The sequence below is a fragment of the Streptomyces chengmaiensis genome (assembly GCF_029846775.1).
Taxonomy (GTDB): domain Bacteria; phylum Actinomycetota; class Actinomycetes; order Streptomycetales; family Streptomycetaceae; genus Streptomyces; species Streptomyces chengmaiensis.
In genome coordinates this window covers 15040-29933 of sequence record NZ_JARWBG010000032.1, presented here as the reverse complement: position 1 = coordinate 29933, position 14894 = coordinate 15040, and the positions used below count along the sequence as shown (strand labels likewise).

15 protein-coding genes are annotated in these 14894 nt (G+C 70.7%); 2 read left to right on the top strand and 13 right to left on the bottom strand.

Going from position 1 to position 14894, the window contains the following annotated elements:
- Positions 1-10 precede the first annotated feature (10 nt).
- The 11 genes from QCN29_RS24160 to QCN29_RS24110 all read right to left on the bottom strand — a co-directional run bounded on the left by QCN29_RS24160 (position 11) and on the right by QCN29_RS24110 (position 10813).
- Complete coding sequence (locus QCN29_RS24160; RefSeq protein WP_279930744.1) at positions 11-322, bottom strand: hypothetical protein; 312 nt, start codon at positions 320-322, stop codon at positions 11-13.
- Between the two features lie 331 nt (positions 323-653).
- Positions 654-1607, bottom strand: coding sequence for an ABC transporter substrate-binding protein (locus QCN29_RS24155; protein WP_279930743.1), 954 nt, complete (start codon positions 1605-1607; stop codon positions 654-656).
- A gap of 78 nt (positions 1608-1685) precedes the next feature.
- A complete protein-coding gene (locus QCN29_RS24150) occupies positions 1686-3743 on the bottom strand; it encodes an ABC transporter permease subunit (RefSeq protein WP_279930741.1) in 2058 nt (685 codons plus the stop codon).
- Positions 3740-4894 carry a quaternary amine ABC transporter ATP-binding protein gene (locus tag QCN29_RS24145; RefSeq protein ID WP_279930740.1) on the bottom strand — a complete coding sequence of 385 codons (1155 nt, stop codon included), beginning with the start codon at positions 4892-4894 and terminating at the stop codon, positions 3740-3742. The genes QCN29_RS24150 and QCN29_RS24145 overlap by 4 nt, the downstream gene beginning before the upstream one ends.
- Positions 4891-6432, bottom strand: a complete 1542-nt coding sequence (locus tag QCN29_RS24140; RefSeq protein ID WP_279930739.1) for a GMC family oxidoreductase — start codon at positions 6430-6432, stop codon at positions 4891-4893. The genes QCN29_RS24145 and QCN29_RS24140 overlap by 4 nt, the downstream gene beginning before the upstream one ends.
- 70 nt (positions 6433-6502) lie before the next feature.
- On the bottom strand, positions 6503-7999 hold the full coding sequence (locus QCN29_RS24135; protein ID WP_279930737.1) for an aldehyde dehydrogenase family protein: 1497 nt from the start codon (positions 7997-7999) through the stop codon (positions 6503-6505).
- Positions 8000-8140: 141 nt separating this feature from the next.
- Positions 8141-8545, bottom strand: coding sequence for a hypothetical protein (locus tag QCN29_RS24130; RefSeq protein ID WP_279930735.1), 405 nt, complete (start codon positions 8543-8545; stop codon positions 8141-8143).
- Positions 8546-8924: 379 nt separating this feature from the next.
- The gene (locus QCN29_RS24125; protein WP_279930734.1) at positions 8925-9146 is read right to left on the bottom strand and encodes a hypothetical protein; all 222 of its coding nucleotides are present in this window, start codon (positions 9144-9146) and stop codon (positions 8925-8927) included.
- A gap of 86 nt (positions 9147-9232) precedes the next feature.
- The gene (locus tag QCN29_RS24120) at positions 9233-10075 is read right to left on the bottom strand and encodes a helix-turn-helix domain-containing protein (protein ID WP_279930732.1); all 843 of its coding nucleotides are present in this window, start codon (positions 10073-10075) and stop codon (positions 9233-9235) included.
- Complete coding sequence (locus tag QCN29_RS24115; protein WP_279930730.1) at positions 10072-10608, bottom strand: DUF6879 family protein; 537 nt, start codon at positions 10606-10608, stop codon at positions 10072-10074. The genes QCN29_RS24120 and QCN29_RS24115 overlap by 4 nt, the downstream gene beginning before the upstream one ends.
- 1 nt (position 10609) lies before the next feature.
- Positions 10610-10813 carry a hypothetical protein gene (locus QCN29_RS24110; RefSeq protein WP_279930729.1) on the bottom strand — a complete coding sequence of 68 codons (204 nt, stop codon included), beginning with the start codon at positions 10811-10813 and terminating at the stop codon, positions 10610-10612.
- A 137-nt stretch (positions 10814-10950) separates the two neighbouring features.
- On the opposite strand from QCN29_RS24110, the gene QCN29_RS37185 reads away from it, so the two are divergent.
- Positions 10951-11412, top strand: a complete 462-nt coding sequence (locus QCN29_RS37185) for a Scr1 family TA system antitoxin-like transcriptional regulator (protein WP_398859827.1) — start codon at positions 10951-10953, stop codon at positions 11410-11412.
- A gap of 126 nt (positions 11413-11538) precedes the next feature.
- The gene (locus tag QCN29_RS24105; RefSeq protein ID WP_279930728.1) at positions 11539-13158 is read left to right on the top strand and encodes a serine/threonine-protein kinase; all 1620 of its coding nucleotides are present in this window, start codon (positions 11539-11541) and stop codon (positions 13156-13158) included.
- A 221-nt stretch (positions 13159-13379) separates the two neighbouring features.
- On the opposite strand, the gene QCN29_RS24100 is transcribed toward QCN29_RS24105, so the two are convergent.
- Positions 13380-14525: a DUF5954 family protein gene (locus tag QCN29_RS24100; RefSeq protein ID WP_279930727.1), complete on the bottom strand. Its 1146-nt coding sequence runs from the start codon at positions 14523-14525 to the stop codon at positions 13380-13382.
- Entirely contained in the window at positions 14522-14890 is a 369-nt protein-coding gene (locus QCN29_RS24095; protein WP_279930725.1) for a DUF6415 family natural product biosynthesis protein, read from the bottom strand. Before QCN29_RS24095 ends, QCN29_RS24100 begins: the two co-directional genes overlap by 4 nt.
- Positions 14891-14894 lie beyond the last annotated feature (4 nt).

The following is a 14894-nucleotide window of genomic DNA, read 5'->3' as shown; positions in this document are numbered from 1 at the left end:
CGCCGGCCCCTCAGCCGCCGCCGGTGCGGGAGCAGCCGAAGCCGCCGCGGTCGACGGCGGACTTGCTGAAGCTGCCGCCCTCGACCTTGCCGTCCCGGACCGATCCGCCGTAGTAGTACGAGCCGCCTCCGGAACCGCTCGATCCGCTGCTGCTGCCACTGCTGCCGCTGCTCTCGCACCGGTAGTCGGGCAGCTTCTCCCGCGTCAGCGGGTCGACACACCGTTTGTCCGGCTCGGAGCCGCAGGAGGTGATCGTCGCCGCGAGCACCCCCATCCCGCCGAGCACCACCGTGCTCGACCTCAACCGCCGTCGTGCACCCATCCGCGTCCGCCCCCGTTCTTCTGTGCACACGCTTGTCCACTGCGCACGTTCAAGTTTTCGGAACGCCGCACAGACTAGGGCCAGGCGCCAGAGCTCTGCACAGCGCCTCCAGCGCACCGGGCCGGGCGCTGTCCGAGGGGGTGGCGCAGCGCAGCCCCATCCCCCGTACACGGCGGTCGTACGCGCCCGAGGCGATGAACTCGGCGAGCGTCAACTGGTCCGGCGTGACTCGGCGCCGCCGACGCGGCGGGGCGGGCCGGGGCTCGCGATGAGCCCCGGCCCGCCCCGGGAGGTCACACCAGGTGTCACACCTGGCGTCGTCCGCCGCGCCTTACTTCGGCAGCCAGGCCTTCCACTTGTCCTCGTTGTCCGCGATCCACTTCTTCGCGGCGTCCTGGCTGGACATCTTGTCCTGGGCGACGTACTTGGCGACCAGGTTCTGGTCCTCGGTGGACCAGTTGAAGTTCTTCAGGAACTTGGCGGCGTCGCTGTCCTCCTTGGCGAAGTCCGCGTTCATCCACTTCTTCAGCGGCACCTCGGGGTAGGCGCACGCGACCTTGTTCTCGTCGGCGTCGCAGCCCTCCTTGTACTCGGGCAGCTTGACCTCGACGAGGTCGATGGTGGCGTTCATCCACTGCGGGGTCCACCAGTAGGTCAGGAACGGCTTCTTCGCCTTGTACAGCTGCTCCAGCTGCGCCAGGTGCGTGGCCTCCGCGCCCGCCTCGATCGGCTGGTAGTTCAGCTTCAGGTTCTTGATCAGGGCGTTGTCGTTGGAGACATACGACGGGTCACCCTTGATGAACTGGCCCTTGTCGCCGCTCTCCGGGGTCTTGAACAGGTCGGCGTACTTGTTCAGGTTCTTGTAGTCGGTGATGTCCGGGTTCTCGTCGACCACGTACTTGGGCACGAACCAGCCGATGTGGCCGACCACGCCGAGGTCGCCCGCGGCGACGACGGTCTTGTTGCCGTCGACGTACCGCTTGACCTCCTCCGGGTGGCCCCAGTCCTCCAGGATGGCGTCGATCTTGCCCTGGCTCATCGCGTCCCAGGCCGGGGTCTCGTCCATCTGCTTGGTCTCGACCTTGTAGCCGAGCTCGCTCTCCAGCAGCTCCTTGGCCACGGCCGTGTTGACCTCCGCGCCGACCCAGGACGGCGTATGGAGTCTGACGGTCTTGTCCCCGCCCTTGCTGCCGCCGGTCTCGGCGGCGCTGCACGCGCTCAGGGCGACGAGGGAGAGCACGCCTGTGGCGGCGATCGCGGAACGGCGGATGATGCGCTTGTTCATGAGGGGGATCCTTTTTCTTACGGGGTGTAACGGGGGTGGCGTTACGGGGGGCTAGAGGGATGGGGCTAGGGGTTGGGGCTACTTGCCGGACGCTCCGGACGCGGGGGATGCCGCGGCGCGGGACGTCGGCTGGGTCAGCTTGTCGAGCATCAGTCCGAGGCAGACGATCGCGACACCCGCGATCAGGCCGCTGCCCAGTTCGCTGCCCTTCAGTCCTTCGACGACGTCGAAACCGAGGCCGCCGCCGCCCACGAGGCCGCCGATGACGACCACCGCGAGCACCAGCACCACGCCCTGGTTGACCGCGACCAGCAGCGCGGGGCGCGCCAGCGGCCACTGGACCTGGACGATCTGCTGCCAGGTGCGGGCGCCGAGCGAGCGGGAGGCCTCCAGCGTCGCCGGGGAGGCGGTCTTCAGCCCCTGCGCGGTGATGCGGACGACCGCGGGCAGCGCGTAGATCGCCGCCGCCGCGATGGCCGCGGCCCGGCCGGCGTTGAACAGCTGGACCACCGGGATCAGATAGATGAACTGCGGCATCGTCTGCATGGTGTCCAGCACCGGCCGCAGCAGCCGCTCCACGACCGCGACGCGCGCGGCCAGGATGCCGATCGCGAAGCCCAGCAGCAGGGTGATCGCCAGCGCCACCACGACCTGCGACAGGGTGTGCATCGACTTGTCCCAGACGCCGAGCACGCCGACGGCGCCCAGCGACACAGCGGCGGTGACCGCTCCGCGCCAGGTGCCGACCAGCAGCGCGACGGCCGCGGCCAGCAGCACCATGGCCCACCACGGCACGGCGAGCATGCCCTCGCGCACCGGGTTGAGCACCCAGGTGGTGAAGTTGCCGGCCCATTCGCTGGTGCCGCCGAGGACGGGCACATCGGTGTAGAACGCGCCGACGACCCAGTCCATGAAGCGGTTCAGCGGCTCGGCGAAGTCAAACGTCCACGCCTCGGGCCACTCGCGCTGGACGAGCTGCCCGGCGACGATCGCGGCGACGGCGCCGCCGCCCGCGACGAGTGCGGTCTTCCGCCCGTCTCCGGGAGCCGGCGCCTTCCGGCCGGGCTGCGCCTCGGACCTGACGCCGGCGGCCGCCGTCACCCGGTCGAGCCACACGGCGATCAGCACGATCGCGACGCCCGCGGCCAGGCCCATGCCGAAGTTCTTCCGGGACAGGGCCGTGAAGACGTTCTCACCCAGACCGCCCGCGCCGACGACGGAGGCGATGACCACCATGGACAGCGCCATCATGATCGTCTGGTTGAGGCCGAGCAGCATCTCCTTGCGGGCCAGCGGCAGCCGCGCGGTGCGCAGCCGCTGGAACTTGCTTGCGCCCAGCGAGGTGACGGCCTCCATGACCGTCGGGTCCGCTCCGCGCAGGCCCAGGGAGGTGAGCCGCACCATCGGCGGGGCCGCGTAGATCACGGTGGTGAGCAGCGCTGACGGCGTGCCGGTGCCGAAGATCAGCACGAACGGCAGCAGATACGCGAACGCGGGCAGCACCTGCATGGTGTCCAGCACCGGCCGCAGCGCCGACTGCACCCGGTCGCTGAGCCCGGCCGCGAGGCCGAGTACCACGCCGAGCAGCGCGGACGCGGCTACGGCCACGATCATCAGCGCGAGCGTCTCCATCGCCGGGTCCCACAGGCCCATCAGCCCGATCGCGCCGAGCGAGCCCACGGTGACGCCGGCGACGCGCAGACCCCGGCGGCCGGCCCCGGCGGCGTACCAGGCGCCCACCGTGGCGAGGGCCAGCACGCCGACCCAGCCGAGCGAGGTCAGCAGCGAGGAGACCGCGTCCACCGAGTCGGTGGCGAAGTTGGAGATATGCAGCAGGAAGTAGAGGAACAGCGGGTGGGAGTCGCGGTTGGCGATCACCCAGTCCGCGAATGAGTCGAGCGGTGCGACGAGGTCGACGGTCCAGCCGTCGTGCCAGCCGCCGCCCCAGATCAGCGCGCTGACCGGCAGCACGACCGCCAGGCCGAGCAGCGTCAGCCAGGTGACGGACGACCGGCCGCCGCCCAGGGCGCCGAACAGGCTCGCCGCCCCGCCGGACCGCGCGTCCGCGACCTTGTCCGCGACGTTGCCGGCCCCCTTGTCGACAGCCCCCTTGTCCTTGACAGCCGTGTCCGTCATGCCGGTACCACGTCTTCCCGGGGGGTGGGCTGGTCGGGGAACTCCGGCAGGTCGACTCCGGCGACCACGGCGAGCAGCGCGGTCTGGTCGACGACGCCGAGCAGCCGCCCGTTGTCCACGACCCGCGCGGGCGCGCCGGTGCGGGCGACGATCTCGACGGCCTCGCACACCTTGGCGTCGGCGGAGACCTCGACGCCCTTGTCCGCCTCGTCGCCGCGGGCGGGGCGCACCGCCCGGCGCACCTTCATGACCTGCTCGCGCGGCACATCGCGGACGAAGTCGCGTACATAGTCGTCGGCGGGCGAGCCCACGATCTCCTCGGGGGTGCCGAGCTGCACGATCTGCCCGTCTCGCATCAGCGCGATGCGGTCGCCCAGCTTGAGCGCCTCGCTCAGGTCGTGGGTGATGAAGACCATCGTGCGGCCCTCCTCGCGGTGCAGCCGTACGACCTCCTCCTGCATGTCGCGGCGGATCAGCGGGTCGAGGGCGCTGAACGGCTCGTCGAAGAGGAGCACCTCGGGGTCGACGGCGAGCGCGCGGGCCAGGCCGACGCGCTGCTGCTGACCGCCGGAGAGCTGGCCGGGGCGGCGCTGCTCCAGCCCCTCCAGGCCGACCTTGGCGATGACCTCGGCGGCACGGGCGCGGCGCTCGGCCTTGCCCATGCCCTGGATCTCCAGGCCGTAGGCGACGTTGTCGATCACCGTGCGGTGCGGCAGCAGGCCGAAGTGCTGGAAGACCATGGAGGCGCGGTGGCGGCGCAGTTCGCGCAGCCGGCCGGCGTCCATGGACAGCACGTCCTCGCCGTCGATGGACAGCTCGCCGGATGTCGGCTCGATCAGCCGGGTCAGACAGCGCACAAGCGTGGACTTGCCGGAGCCGGACAGGCCCATGACGACGAAGACCTCGCCCTTGCGGACGTCGAAGGAGACGTCCCGCACGGCGGCGGTGCAGCCGGTGCGCTCGCGCAGCTCGGCCGGGCTCAGCGCGCCCAGGGAGGTGTCGCCGGGCACCCGGTCGGCCTTGGGTCCGAAGACCTTCCACAGGTTGCGCACGGAGAACACGGCGGGCGCGCTCTCCGCCTCGCCCTTGGCGGCCTCCCCCTTGGCGAGGGTACTGACGGCGTCGGCGGTGGTCTGGGAGTTCTGGGTCATCGGGTCTCGCCCCTCGTGTCGGCGGCATGGGCTTCTGTGAGCAGCTCCGCGCACTTCTCGCCGACCATCAGCACGCCGATCATCGGGTTGACGGCGGTCATGGTCGGGAACACGGACGCGTCGGCGATGCGGATGCCGTCCAGGCCCCGGATCTTCAGCTCCGGGTCGACGACGGCGAGTTCGTCGTCCGAAGCGCCCATCTTGCAGGTGCCCGCCGGGTGGTACACGGTGTGCGCCACCTTGCGCGCGTACTCGCTCAGCTCCTCGTCGCCGACGACGTCCGGGCCGGGGCAGACCTCGCGCTTGAGCCAGCCGGCCAGCGGCTCGGTCTTGGCGATCTCACGGGCGATGCGGATGCCGTCGACCAGGGTGCGGCCGTCGTAGTCCTCCTCGTCCGTGAAGTAGCGGAAGTCCAGTGCCGGCTTGACCTCGGGGTCGGCGCTGGTCAGGTAGAGGCGGCCGCGGCTGCGCGGCTTGGGGATGTTCGGCGTCATCGACACCCCGTGCTCGGGCCGCTCGTAGCCCAGGCGCTCGGGGTTGTCGGTGAACGGGATCTGGTAGAAGTGGAACATCAGGTCCGGGCCACGGGATTCGGGGTCGCGGCGCACGAACAGACCGGCGTCGCTGTCCATCGCCGAGTTCTCGGGGATCGGGCCGTTCGTCTCCCACACGATCACCGATTCGGGGTGGTCGAGCAGGTTCTCGCCGACGCCCTTCAGGTCGTGCAGCACGGGGATGCCGAGCTTCTGAAGGTCCTCGCGCGGGCCGATGCCGGAGTGCATCAGCAGCCGCGGGGTGTCCACCGCGCCGGCGCAGACGAGGACCTCGCGGCGGGCCTCGACGAGCTGCTCCTCGCCGTCCTTGGTGCGGATGTGCACGCCCTTTGCGCGCGTGCCGTCGAGCTCCAGCTTGAACGCCCAGGTCTCCAGCGCGATGTGCAGGTTCGGGCGGTCCAGGAAGGGGTGCAGATACGCCACCGAGGCGGAGGAGCGCTTGTTGTTCTCCGGGTGGTAGGCGAGGTCGAAGAAGCCGACGCCCTCGTGGAACGGCTTCTTGTTGAAGCCCTCTACGCGCGGCACGTCGAGCGCGGACTGCGCGGCGTCGACGAAGTCGCGGGCGATGGCGTTCCGGTCGGCCTCGTCGACCGCGACAACGTTGTTGCGCAGCTTGCCGAAGTACGGGGCCATCGACGCGGCGTCCCAGCCGTCCGCCCCGGCCTCGGCCCACTCGTCCCAGTCGGACGGCAGCGGCTGGAAGGCGATGAGCGTGTTGTGCGAGGAGCACCCGCCCAGGACGCGGGCGCGGCTGTGCCGGATGTGGGAGTTGCCGCGCGGCTGCTCGGTGGTCGGGTAGTCGTAGTCGAGTTCGCCGCCGAGCAGCCCCATCCAGCGGCGCAGGGTCAGCACGTCGTCACGGTCGACGTCGCTCGGGCCGCCCTCGATGACGGCGACGGTGACGTCGGGGTCCTCGGTGAGTCGGGAGGCGATCACCGAGCCGGCGGTGCCGCCGCCGACGATGACGTAGTCGTACATGGGCATGTGGTGCTCCTGGTGGTGCTCGAAGTCTGAGGGGTCGCTTGCGCGGTGCGGGCCCGGCCGGCTGACGGGGTCAGCCGGCGAACCAGCGCACGGGGCGCGGCGCGAGGTTCTGGTAGACGTGCTTCGTCTCGCGGTACTCGTCGAGTCCGGAGGGCCCGAGCTCGCGTCCGATGCCCGACTTGCCGAAGCCGCCCCACTCCGCCTGCGGGAGGTAGGGGTGGAAGTCGTTGATCCACACGGTGCCGTGGCGCAGCCGGCCGGCGACGCGCCGGGCGCGTCCGGCGTCGGCGGTCCACACCGCGCCGGCCAGGCCGTACTCGGTGTCGTTGGCGAGGGCGACGGCCTCGTCCTCCGTGCGGAAGGTCTCGACGGTCAGCACCGGACCGAAGATCTCCTCGCGGATGACGCGCATGGTGCGGTGGCACTGGTCGAGGACGGTGGGCCGGTAGAAGTAGCCGTCCGCGTACTCCTCGCCCTTGGGGCGCTCGCCGCCGGCCCGCAGGACCGCGCCCTCGGCGAGCGCGGAGGCCACGTGGTCCTCGGTCTTGGCGAGCTGCTGGGCGGAGACCAGCGGGCCGCACTCCACGCCCTCGTCCGTGCCGCGGCCGAGGCGGATCTTCTCGGCGCGGCGGGCGACCTCGGCGACGAAGCGCTCCCGCAGCGACTCCTCGACGATGAGGCGGGAGCCGGCGGAGCAGACCTGGCCGCTGTGGATGAAGGCGGCGTTCAGCGCCTGGTCGACGGCGGTGTCGAAGCCCTCGTCGGTCTCGCAGGCGTCGGCGAAGACCACGTTGGGGTTCTTGCCGCCGAGTTCGAGGGCGACCTTCTTGACGCCGTCGACGGCGGCGTGCATCACCTTCTGGCCGCTGGCCAGACCGCCGGTGAAGGAGATCAGGTCGACGTCGGGGTGGTCGGCGAGGCGCGCGCCGACGGGGTCGCCTGCGCCGGTGACGATGTTGGCGACGCCCGCGGGCAGTCCGGCCTCGGCGAGCAGCTCGATGAGCGCGACGGTGCTCAGCGGGGTGATCTCGCTGGGCTTGATCACGAAGGTGTTGCCCGCGGCCAGCGCCGGGGCGATCTTCCAGCTCGCCTGGAGCAGCGGGTAGTTCCAGGGGGTGATCATGCCGCAGACGCCGACGGGCTCGTGCACGACGACGCTGTGGATGTCGTCGGACCCGGCGTCGACCACGCGGCCGCCGCTCTCGTTCATCACGAGGTCGGCGAAGTAGCGGAAGGCGTCGGTCACGCAGTCGACGTCGACACGGCCCTCTTCGAGGGTCTTGCCCGCGTCACGGCTCTCCAGCAGCCCGATCTTCTCGCGGTCGCGCTGCAGCAGCTCGGCGACCCGGCGCAGCAGCGCCGCCCGCTCGGCGACGGGTGTCCGCGGCCACTCGCCCGCGTCGAACGCGGCCCGTGCGGCGGCCACGGCGGCGTCGGCATCCTCTCGCCCGCCTTCCGCCACGACGGCGAAGACGGTCGCGTCAGCGGGATCGAGGATCTCGCGCGTGGCGCCGGAGGCGGCTTCGCGCCACTCCCCGGCCACGTGGATGGTCTTTTGTGCTGACACGTCGCGTTTTGCCTTCCAATTCCGATTTGTACCGCGCAGGGACAAGCCCAGCGACTGGCCCGCCTGCCCGGCGGGTCGGAAAGCATGCGCGATTCGCGTTCGAAAGTGTTCGGCGTCACTTATTCGATGCCTACGGGTGACCTAATGTCGCGGACAGTGGTATTCCGCACGCAGAGCGTGCGGCGAACACCCCACAAGCACCACGGCGAGGAACCGCCGCCCGTCCAGCCACCACCCGCCGACGGCGTCCTGCCCCTGCCGAAGCCGCTCGGGCACACCCCGGACGCGCCGCTCCAGCACCTCCCGATCATGCGGATCGGCAAACCCCCGGGCATGCGCCCGAGCCTGCTCCCCGTACCAGCGGGCCGCCCCATCCGGGTCCTCCTCCCAGGACCCCTGGATCAGCCGGGGAGACTTCAGCAGCCACTGCGCCACTTCGAGCGGCGGCACCCCACTGGCCTCGAAGTCGGGGTGCCCATGCCGCCGCGGCCCGTCACGGTGCAGCTCGAAGCCGCTGCCGAGCCAGGTGTAGCCGTGGTGGTGCATGTGTGTGCCTGCCTCCACTGGAGGGGCGGAGAGGCATCGGCCTCCCCGCCCCTCTCACTGAGCGATGTGCGGACGTGCTACGGGCGCCTGGTCACGGCTCCGGGTCACGGCCCCTGGTCACGGGGAGCAGATCACTGACGCCCGCACCCGTCCCCGTCCCCGCACCCACCGCTCTCGCCGCCGCCCTGTCCGTCGTCGTCCCCGGGGTCGGTCTTGACCGCCTCAGTGAGGTGCCGCATGGTGACCTCCAAGTGCGCTCTCCCGGCGCGGGGCCTCTCCCCGCCCGGCCGTGCACATGCAGTTGGGCCCGCCTCGCCGGGCCCTCACCCCGCCCCGGCCGGAAGCCTTGGCCGGTACGCCGACCGGGCGCGGGGAGTTCTCAGACCCCAGTGCCGAAGTCCCGGCTGCGCCGCAAGGCGTCCGCGAGCGCCGCCGCGGGTGTCTGCACGGCGGGTACGCGGGGCGTATGTGCAGGGCAGGCATAGAGGGTCCGACCGGGCCCGCTGGCGGCGTGGACCTCGCCGACCCGGACGGGGTGATCGGTGGTGATGCCACATGCGTGGCAGGGCTGGGGTGTCAGCCGCGTCGTCCCGGTACTCATGCCCAAGACGCTAGATGTCGTCTATATGAGCTGAGTGATGATTGCTCCGGATTGCTGGCCCTGCCTCTCACGATGAGGCGGGTTGCTCACTCGACCGTGAGCGACGTCCGCGCCCGCGAGATGAGGCGGTGCGCCTGTTGGCCATAGACAGCCGACTCCGCCAGCCAGTCCCATGCTCGCTCGTAAAGCTTGATGGTCTCTTCGTCGTCGAGCCACATCTCCAGGTTGACCGTCTCGACGATCACAAGCCTCCGGTCGTAGATCCAGAAGCCATGTGTGGGAGCACGGCGTAGCCGAGCGCCCAAGGGGATGATGCCGAGCTGCACAGAGTCCAACCCGATCACCCCGCTGAGACGATCGAGCTGCGCCGCCATGACGTCCCGCGGGCAGGTGAGCATGTGCAGCGCGCTCTCCCACACGACAAAGTGAAAACGACGGCCAGGCTCATACAGCGCCTCTTGGCGACGCATACGGGTGCGGACGGCCTCTTCGGCGTCCTTCACCGTCCCCCTGAATTCCGCATTGCCCGTGAAGACATGCCGGGCGTACTCCGCCGTCTGCAAGAGCCCGGGGATGCGCGCAACCTCCATACCTCGGATGGAACGGGCCGCATCGGTTTCGACGATCGACGCTTCCTGCCGCGCCCGGTGACCACTGGCGAGCTGGCGACGCCACGACCGGTAGCGGGTCTCGAGACCGGTGAGGCGCGCCTTCAGCTCATCAACGAGGTCGGGGCGTTCAACTGCGAGCGCCCAGGCCGACAGGTCCGATATCGAGGGCGTCTGCTTGCCGTTCTCCAGTCGGCTCACTTTGGAGCGCTGCCAGCCGAGGCGCTCGGCTATCCCCTTGCCGTCAAAGCCGGCCTCGGCGCGCACCTCACGAAGGCGCGCGCCGAGGGCCACCCTGGCTCGCTGGAAGTCCGTACTCACACGGTGGAACGTACCCGCCGCTGGAACTCAGCGGTACGGACAGCGTGATGCCACGCGGCATCACGTGCTTGGCAGGCGGCCAGCACCTGGGCCGGCTCGTCGATCACCTCGACTCCGAGAGTCACGTCGTCGGCGTCGAAGTGGAACTTGACCACGACGCGTGAGTCGAACAGCCAGAAATCGAAGTCGGGCAGCCTGAGCCGCTCGGCGTCCGCCCGGTACATATTGCGGATGTCCTCGCCCGCCTGAACGTTGCCTTGACCGCTGGCCAGCAGAAAGAGCTGCCCGTCGGTGGGCGGGTCATCAACGAGGCGTACCCGTTCGAATCGCTTCCCCTCACGCGTCTGCTCACGCACGTTTCTCAGCCATGCGCTGTCCGGATCGGTCTCGACCGCCTCACCGTTGAGCCACCTCGCCCACTTCGGGCTCTTGCGGTCGGAGGCGTATCCACGCCGGGTTTCCAGTCTCCAAGCCGTGTGCTCGAAGGCACGGAAGAGGTCCGTGACTTGGGCGAACGAAACCACGTCGGCCACGTCACTCCTTGGGCGCATACTTCGTGAGCAGCTCACGCGGGACGACGACGAACGTCTCCGACTCCTTCACATCGCGGAGTTGAGCAAGATGCCGCGCGTCCACCAGTCGGTCCCCTTGCACCACGATGTCGCCGGTTTCGATCACTTCGTACAGCGTGGGGCAGTCGCCTTCATCAGATGTCGTACCGAGGAACCTGAGCGTCATGGACTTCTCCGTTCTGACGGTTGAGAATCCAGGATGCGGCAAATGCCACCCACCCTCCTGGTGATTGCGCCCGATTGCGCGCGCCAGGCAGACCACGAGGTTCAGCCGCCCCATACTCGCTGGGCAGACTTCGCCGCATGACACAGCAACAGCGCGCGGACCTGAACTGGGACGAGCTGCTTCACTCGGGCACCGGCCCAATCCAGGAGGCCGTCCTTGAGCTGGTGCGAAGCACACAGCACTCCCGCCACTACTGCGACACGGTCGTGTGGGGCCACCTTCAGACACCCGAGTACGCCAGGGCCGTACTCAAACGGGTGGTGGATTTTTACGACATCCCAGACGACGTGGAAGCGGGGGTGGCCGCACGCCGCCGTCTACGGGGACGACGCCCGCGCGCTCATCCAGACGGAGCTGGACGCGCTCACGTAGGGGCCCGCTCCAGCTGCGGTGTACGGCGTGGGCGAGGGGGCGGAGCGCCCTCAGCCGTACATCAGCGGTACATCGCCAGGTGCACGCGGGTGTGCGGCAGCGGGCCCAGGAAGCAGGCCCCATCTGCGGCGGGCAGATACCGGGGCCCGTCCGGGCGGCCGCAGTGACCGGGGCGTCGCCGTCGGCCGCCCGTTTACCGGGGGAGGGCAACGATGCAGACGCGGCCGCAGCGGGCGAACCGCCGCCGGTTATCGTGTCGCCTCGATGACCTAAGGGCGGTGGAGGGGCGCGTTGTGTCGGCGGAAGAGGGGCAGCTGGTCGCCGGGAGGTACCGGCTGCTGGAGCGCATAGGCCGTGGCGGCATGGGCACCGTCTGGCGCGCCGAGGACGAACTGCTCGGCCGGCAGGTAGCCGTGAAACGGCTGCACGCCTCGCCGCATCTGGCCGACGACGAGCTGGCCACCCTGTATGAGCGCACCCGCCGCGAGGCACGCAGCGCCGCCCGCATCAGCCACCCCAATGTCGTCGTGGTCCACGACGTCGTCGACGACGGCGGACGCCCATGCGTCGTCATGGAGTATGTGCCCTCGCGCACGCTCGGCGACGTGATCAAGGAGCAGGGGCCGGTGACGCCCCAGGAGGCGGCGCGCATCGGCCGGGGCATGGTGGCGGCACTGCGGGCAGCGCATGCGGCCGGGGTGCTGCACCGCGACGTCAAACCGGGAAATGTGCTGCTCGGCGACGACGGCCGGGTGGTGCTGACGGACTTCGGCATCGCCGTGGCCACCGGCGCATCCACCCTGACCAAGACCGGCGAGATGGTCGGGTCCATCGACTATGTGGCCCCGGAACGGGTCAGGGGCGGGAAGCCGGGGCCCGCGTCCGACCTGTGGTCGCTGGGCGCGACGCTGTACCAGGCGGTGGAGGGCAGCCCGCCGTTCCGCAGGGCCACCGCGCTGGAGACGGCGTACGCGATAGCCGCCGACGAGCTGACGCCGCCGCGGCGGGCCGGGGCGCTCACCCCGCTGATAGAGGCGCTGCTGGTGAAGGACCCGGAGCAGCGGCCGTCGGCGGAGGCCGCGGAGCGTTCGCTGCGGCAGCCGGACACGGTGGCGACGGCCGAGGCTGCGACGGGAGGCAGGACGGGGAGCGCCCCCGCCGGGGTTACGAGTGATGCCCCCACCCGGCCCCGCGTCGCCACCGCCGTGCTGCCCGCCGAGGCCGCTCCCCAGGACGACGGCGGCCAGCGCCGCACGCGCCCCGGCCGCGCGCGCCGGGTGACCGTATGGGCGGCCGCCCTGGCAGTCCTCGCAGGCGCCGCCGTCGCCGGCGCGACGGCCCTGCGCGGCAATGGCGACGCAGGCGGCTCGGAGCGGTCGGCGGCCGGAAAGCCGGCAGCCTCCGGGTCGGCGTTGGCGAGCCCCGCCCCGCCCCCGCTCCCCGACGGCTACCACCTCGTGGAGGAGAAGGAGCTCGGCGTCTCCTTCCCCGTGCCGGACGGCTGGACCCGTACGCTGCCGTCCGGCGCCGAGGAGCGGAACGAGATCGCCTACGTCTCCCCCAGCGGACTGGTGGGCATACGGATCTCCGTCCGCGACTTCGCCGGCCCCGACCCCCTCCAGCACTGGAAGGACGACGAGGCCGCATCCGTGCAGGAGGGCAAGCTGCCCGACTACCGGAAGCTGCGGATGCAGAGCACCAGCTTCCGGGAACTGCCTGCCGCGATCTGGGAGTTCACCTGGCAGGGCTCGGCCCGCGAGTGGCGCGCCTCCGCCCTCGCGTTCGGCCGCTCGGGCGGCAAGGAGCATGTGATCTACCTGTCCGCCCCGAAGGCCGAGTGGCAGCGGCACAAGCATGTCTTCAGCGACATCATGGGCGGCTACCGACTGCCGGCGCCCGAACAGGACGGCTGACCAGCGGGCCGCAGCCGCCATCTGCTCTCACATCTCAGCACACCGCCTGAGCACGTCCGTGCAGTTCCTCATCGTCGGGTCACTGCTGAACCGTGCACACGCGGCCTCTGATTCCGGCCGTGGGATGGGCACGCCCTCCAGCCGACACCCACACCGCGTTGATCGCCTCTTCGGTGCGGCGGACAGGCGACAGTCCGCCGCACCCGTCACTCGCCGCGCGGTCATTCCGGCGGAGCCGGACGCGCTCGTCTCGCCTCCTCCGCGCGCGCCCTGCGCTGCTGCTGGAGCGCCTCGCGGCGGGCCAGTTCCTCCTTCAGCAGCTCGTGCATCTCCAGCGCCTCCTCGCTCGGCGGCTCCATCTCGTCCTCCTCACGCCACTCGCCGGCCTCCTTGAGCTGCTGGACGTGGGGCCCGATCGGCGGGTCGGGGTCCCAGTCGGAGGGGCGGGGCGGTTCGGGGCCGTCCGGGCCGATGCGGATCATGCGCTCGATGCGTACGACGCGGAAGCGCCGCCCGGCCGCGACGACGCCCATGCCCCGCTTGGCGTCGAGCCGTTCCGCCGCCTCCCGGTAGACCTCCCGCACCTCCTCGCTCCACTCCTCCTGTACGGGCCCGAAGACCCTGAAGTACATCGCCAGCGTCTCGCGCGCGTCCTGCGGCGTGCCGCTGGGACCGCTGTGCGGCCGCCACCGCCCGTCGACCTTCTCGGCGATCCCGAAGGCGACGGGCAGCAGCACCGCGCCGGGGTGCGTGTACCGCGCCCGTTTGGAGTCCTCGCACATCTCCTTGGGCACCGGCCCGCCCGCCTTGGTCACGAACTGCGACAGATCAAACCTCAGCAGCCCCTCCGACACCCCCGTCCCCGTGTACGGGTCGATGACGAAGCCCGTGACCGGATCGGGCCGTCGCTCCGCATCGCCCGTGTCCGCCGGGTCCGGGTCCGAAGGACGCGGCGGCTCCGGCCCGTCCGGACCCATCCGGATGAACGGCTCCGCCCGCACCACCCGGTAGCGCCGCCCCAGCACCTTCATCTCGTCGAGCCGCACCCAGTCGAGCTTCTCCGCCGCGGCGGTCAGCTTCTTCCGCTGGAGCGAGGTCTTGCCGTCCATCGCGGCGGTCTGCCGGAAGCGCGCGGCGAGCGAGTCCCGCGCGCCCTGCGGCGTCTCGCCGCCCACCCCGAGGATCTCCCAGCCGCCCATGTCCCGTTCCCGCGTGTAGAAGTACGTGGGCAGTCCGGACCCCATGAGCCGCGGATAGTCCTTCCGCGCCCGCCACGCCTCCTCCTCCGCGAACGCCGCGATCGGTCCCGGCTGGCGGATCATCCTGATCGTCCGATAGGCAGGCAGTGCCTCACTGTAGTCGTTCATGTACTGAGTGTGCGCGTCCGGGCCCGCCGCAACTCCTCCTCATGAAAGACCAATGCCCGGCACATCCTCGCCAGTTGCTGCGCCCGCCGCTCGGGCCCGATACCCGCGGTCGGCCCGGCCCGCAGCTTGCGCTGCGCCTCCTCGACGGACGCGAGAGCCAGACTCCGCCCCTGCTCCCCCACGGGCAGACTGCGCGCGAGCTCTTCGACCTGCGGCGCGAGCAGCCCCACGTGCACCCGCAGCAGCCGCACCAGCTCGCGGGCCTCGTCCGGGGACAGGGCATCGTCGTCCAGGGCGCGGCGGGCGGTGTCCAGAATCTCCGTTCTGGGTAAGGGACTTCGTTCGTATGAGGTTTGTGGGATCACACCT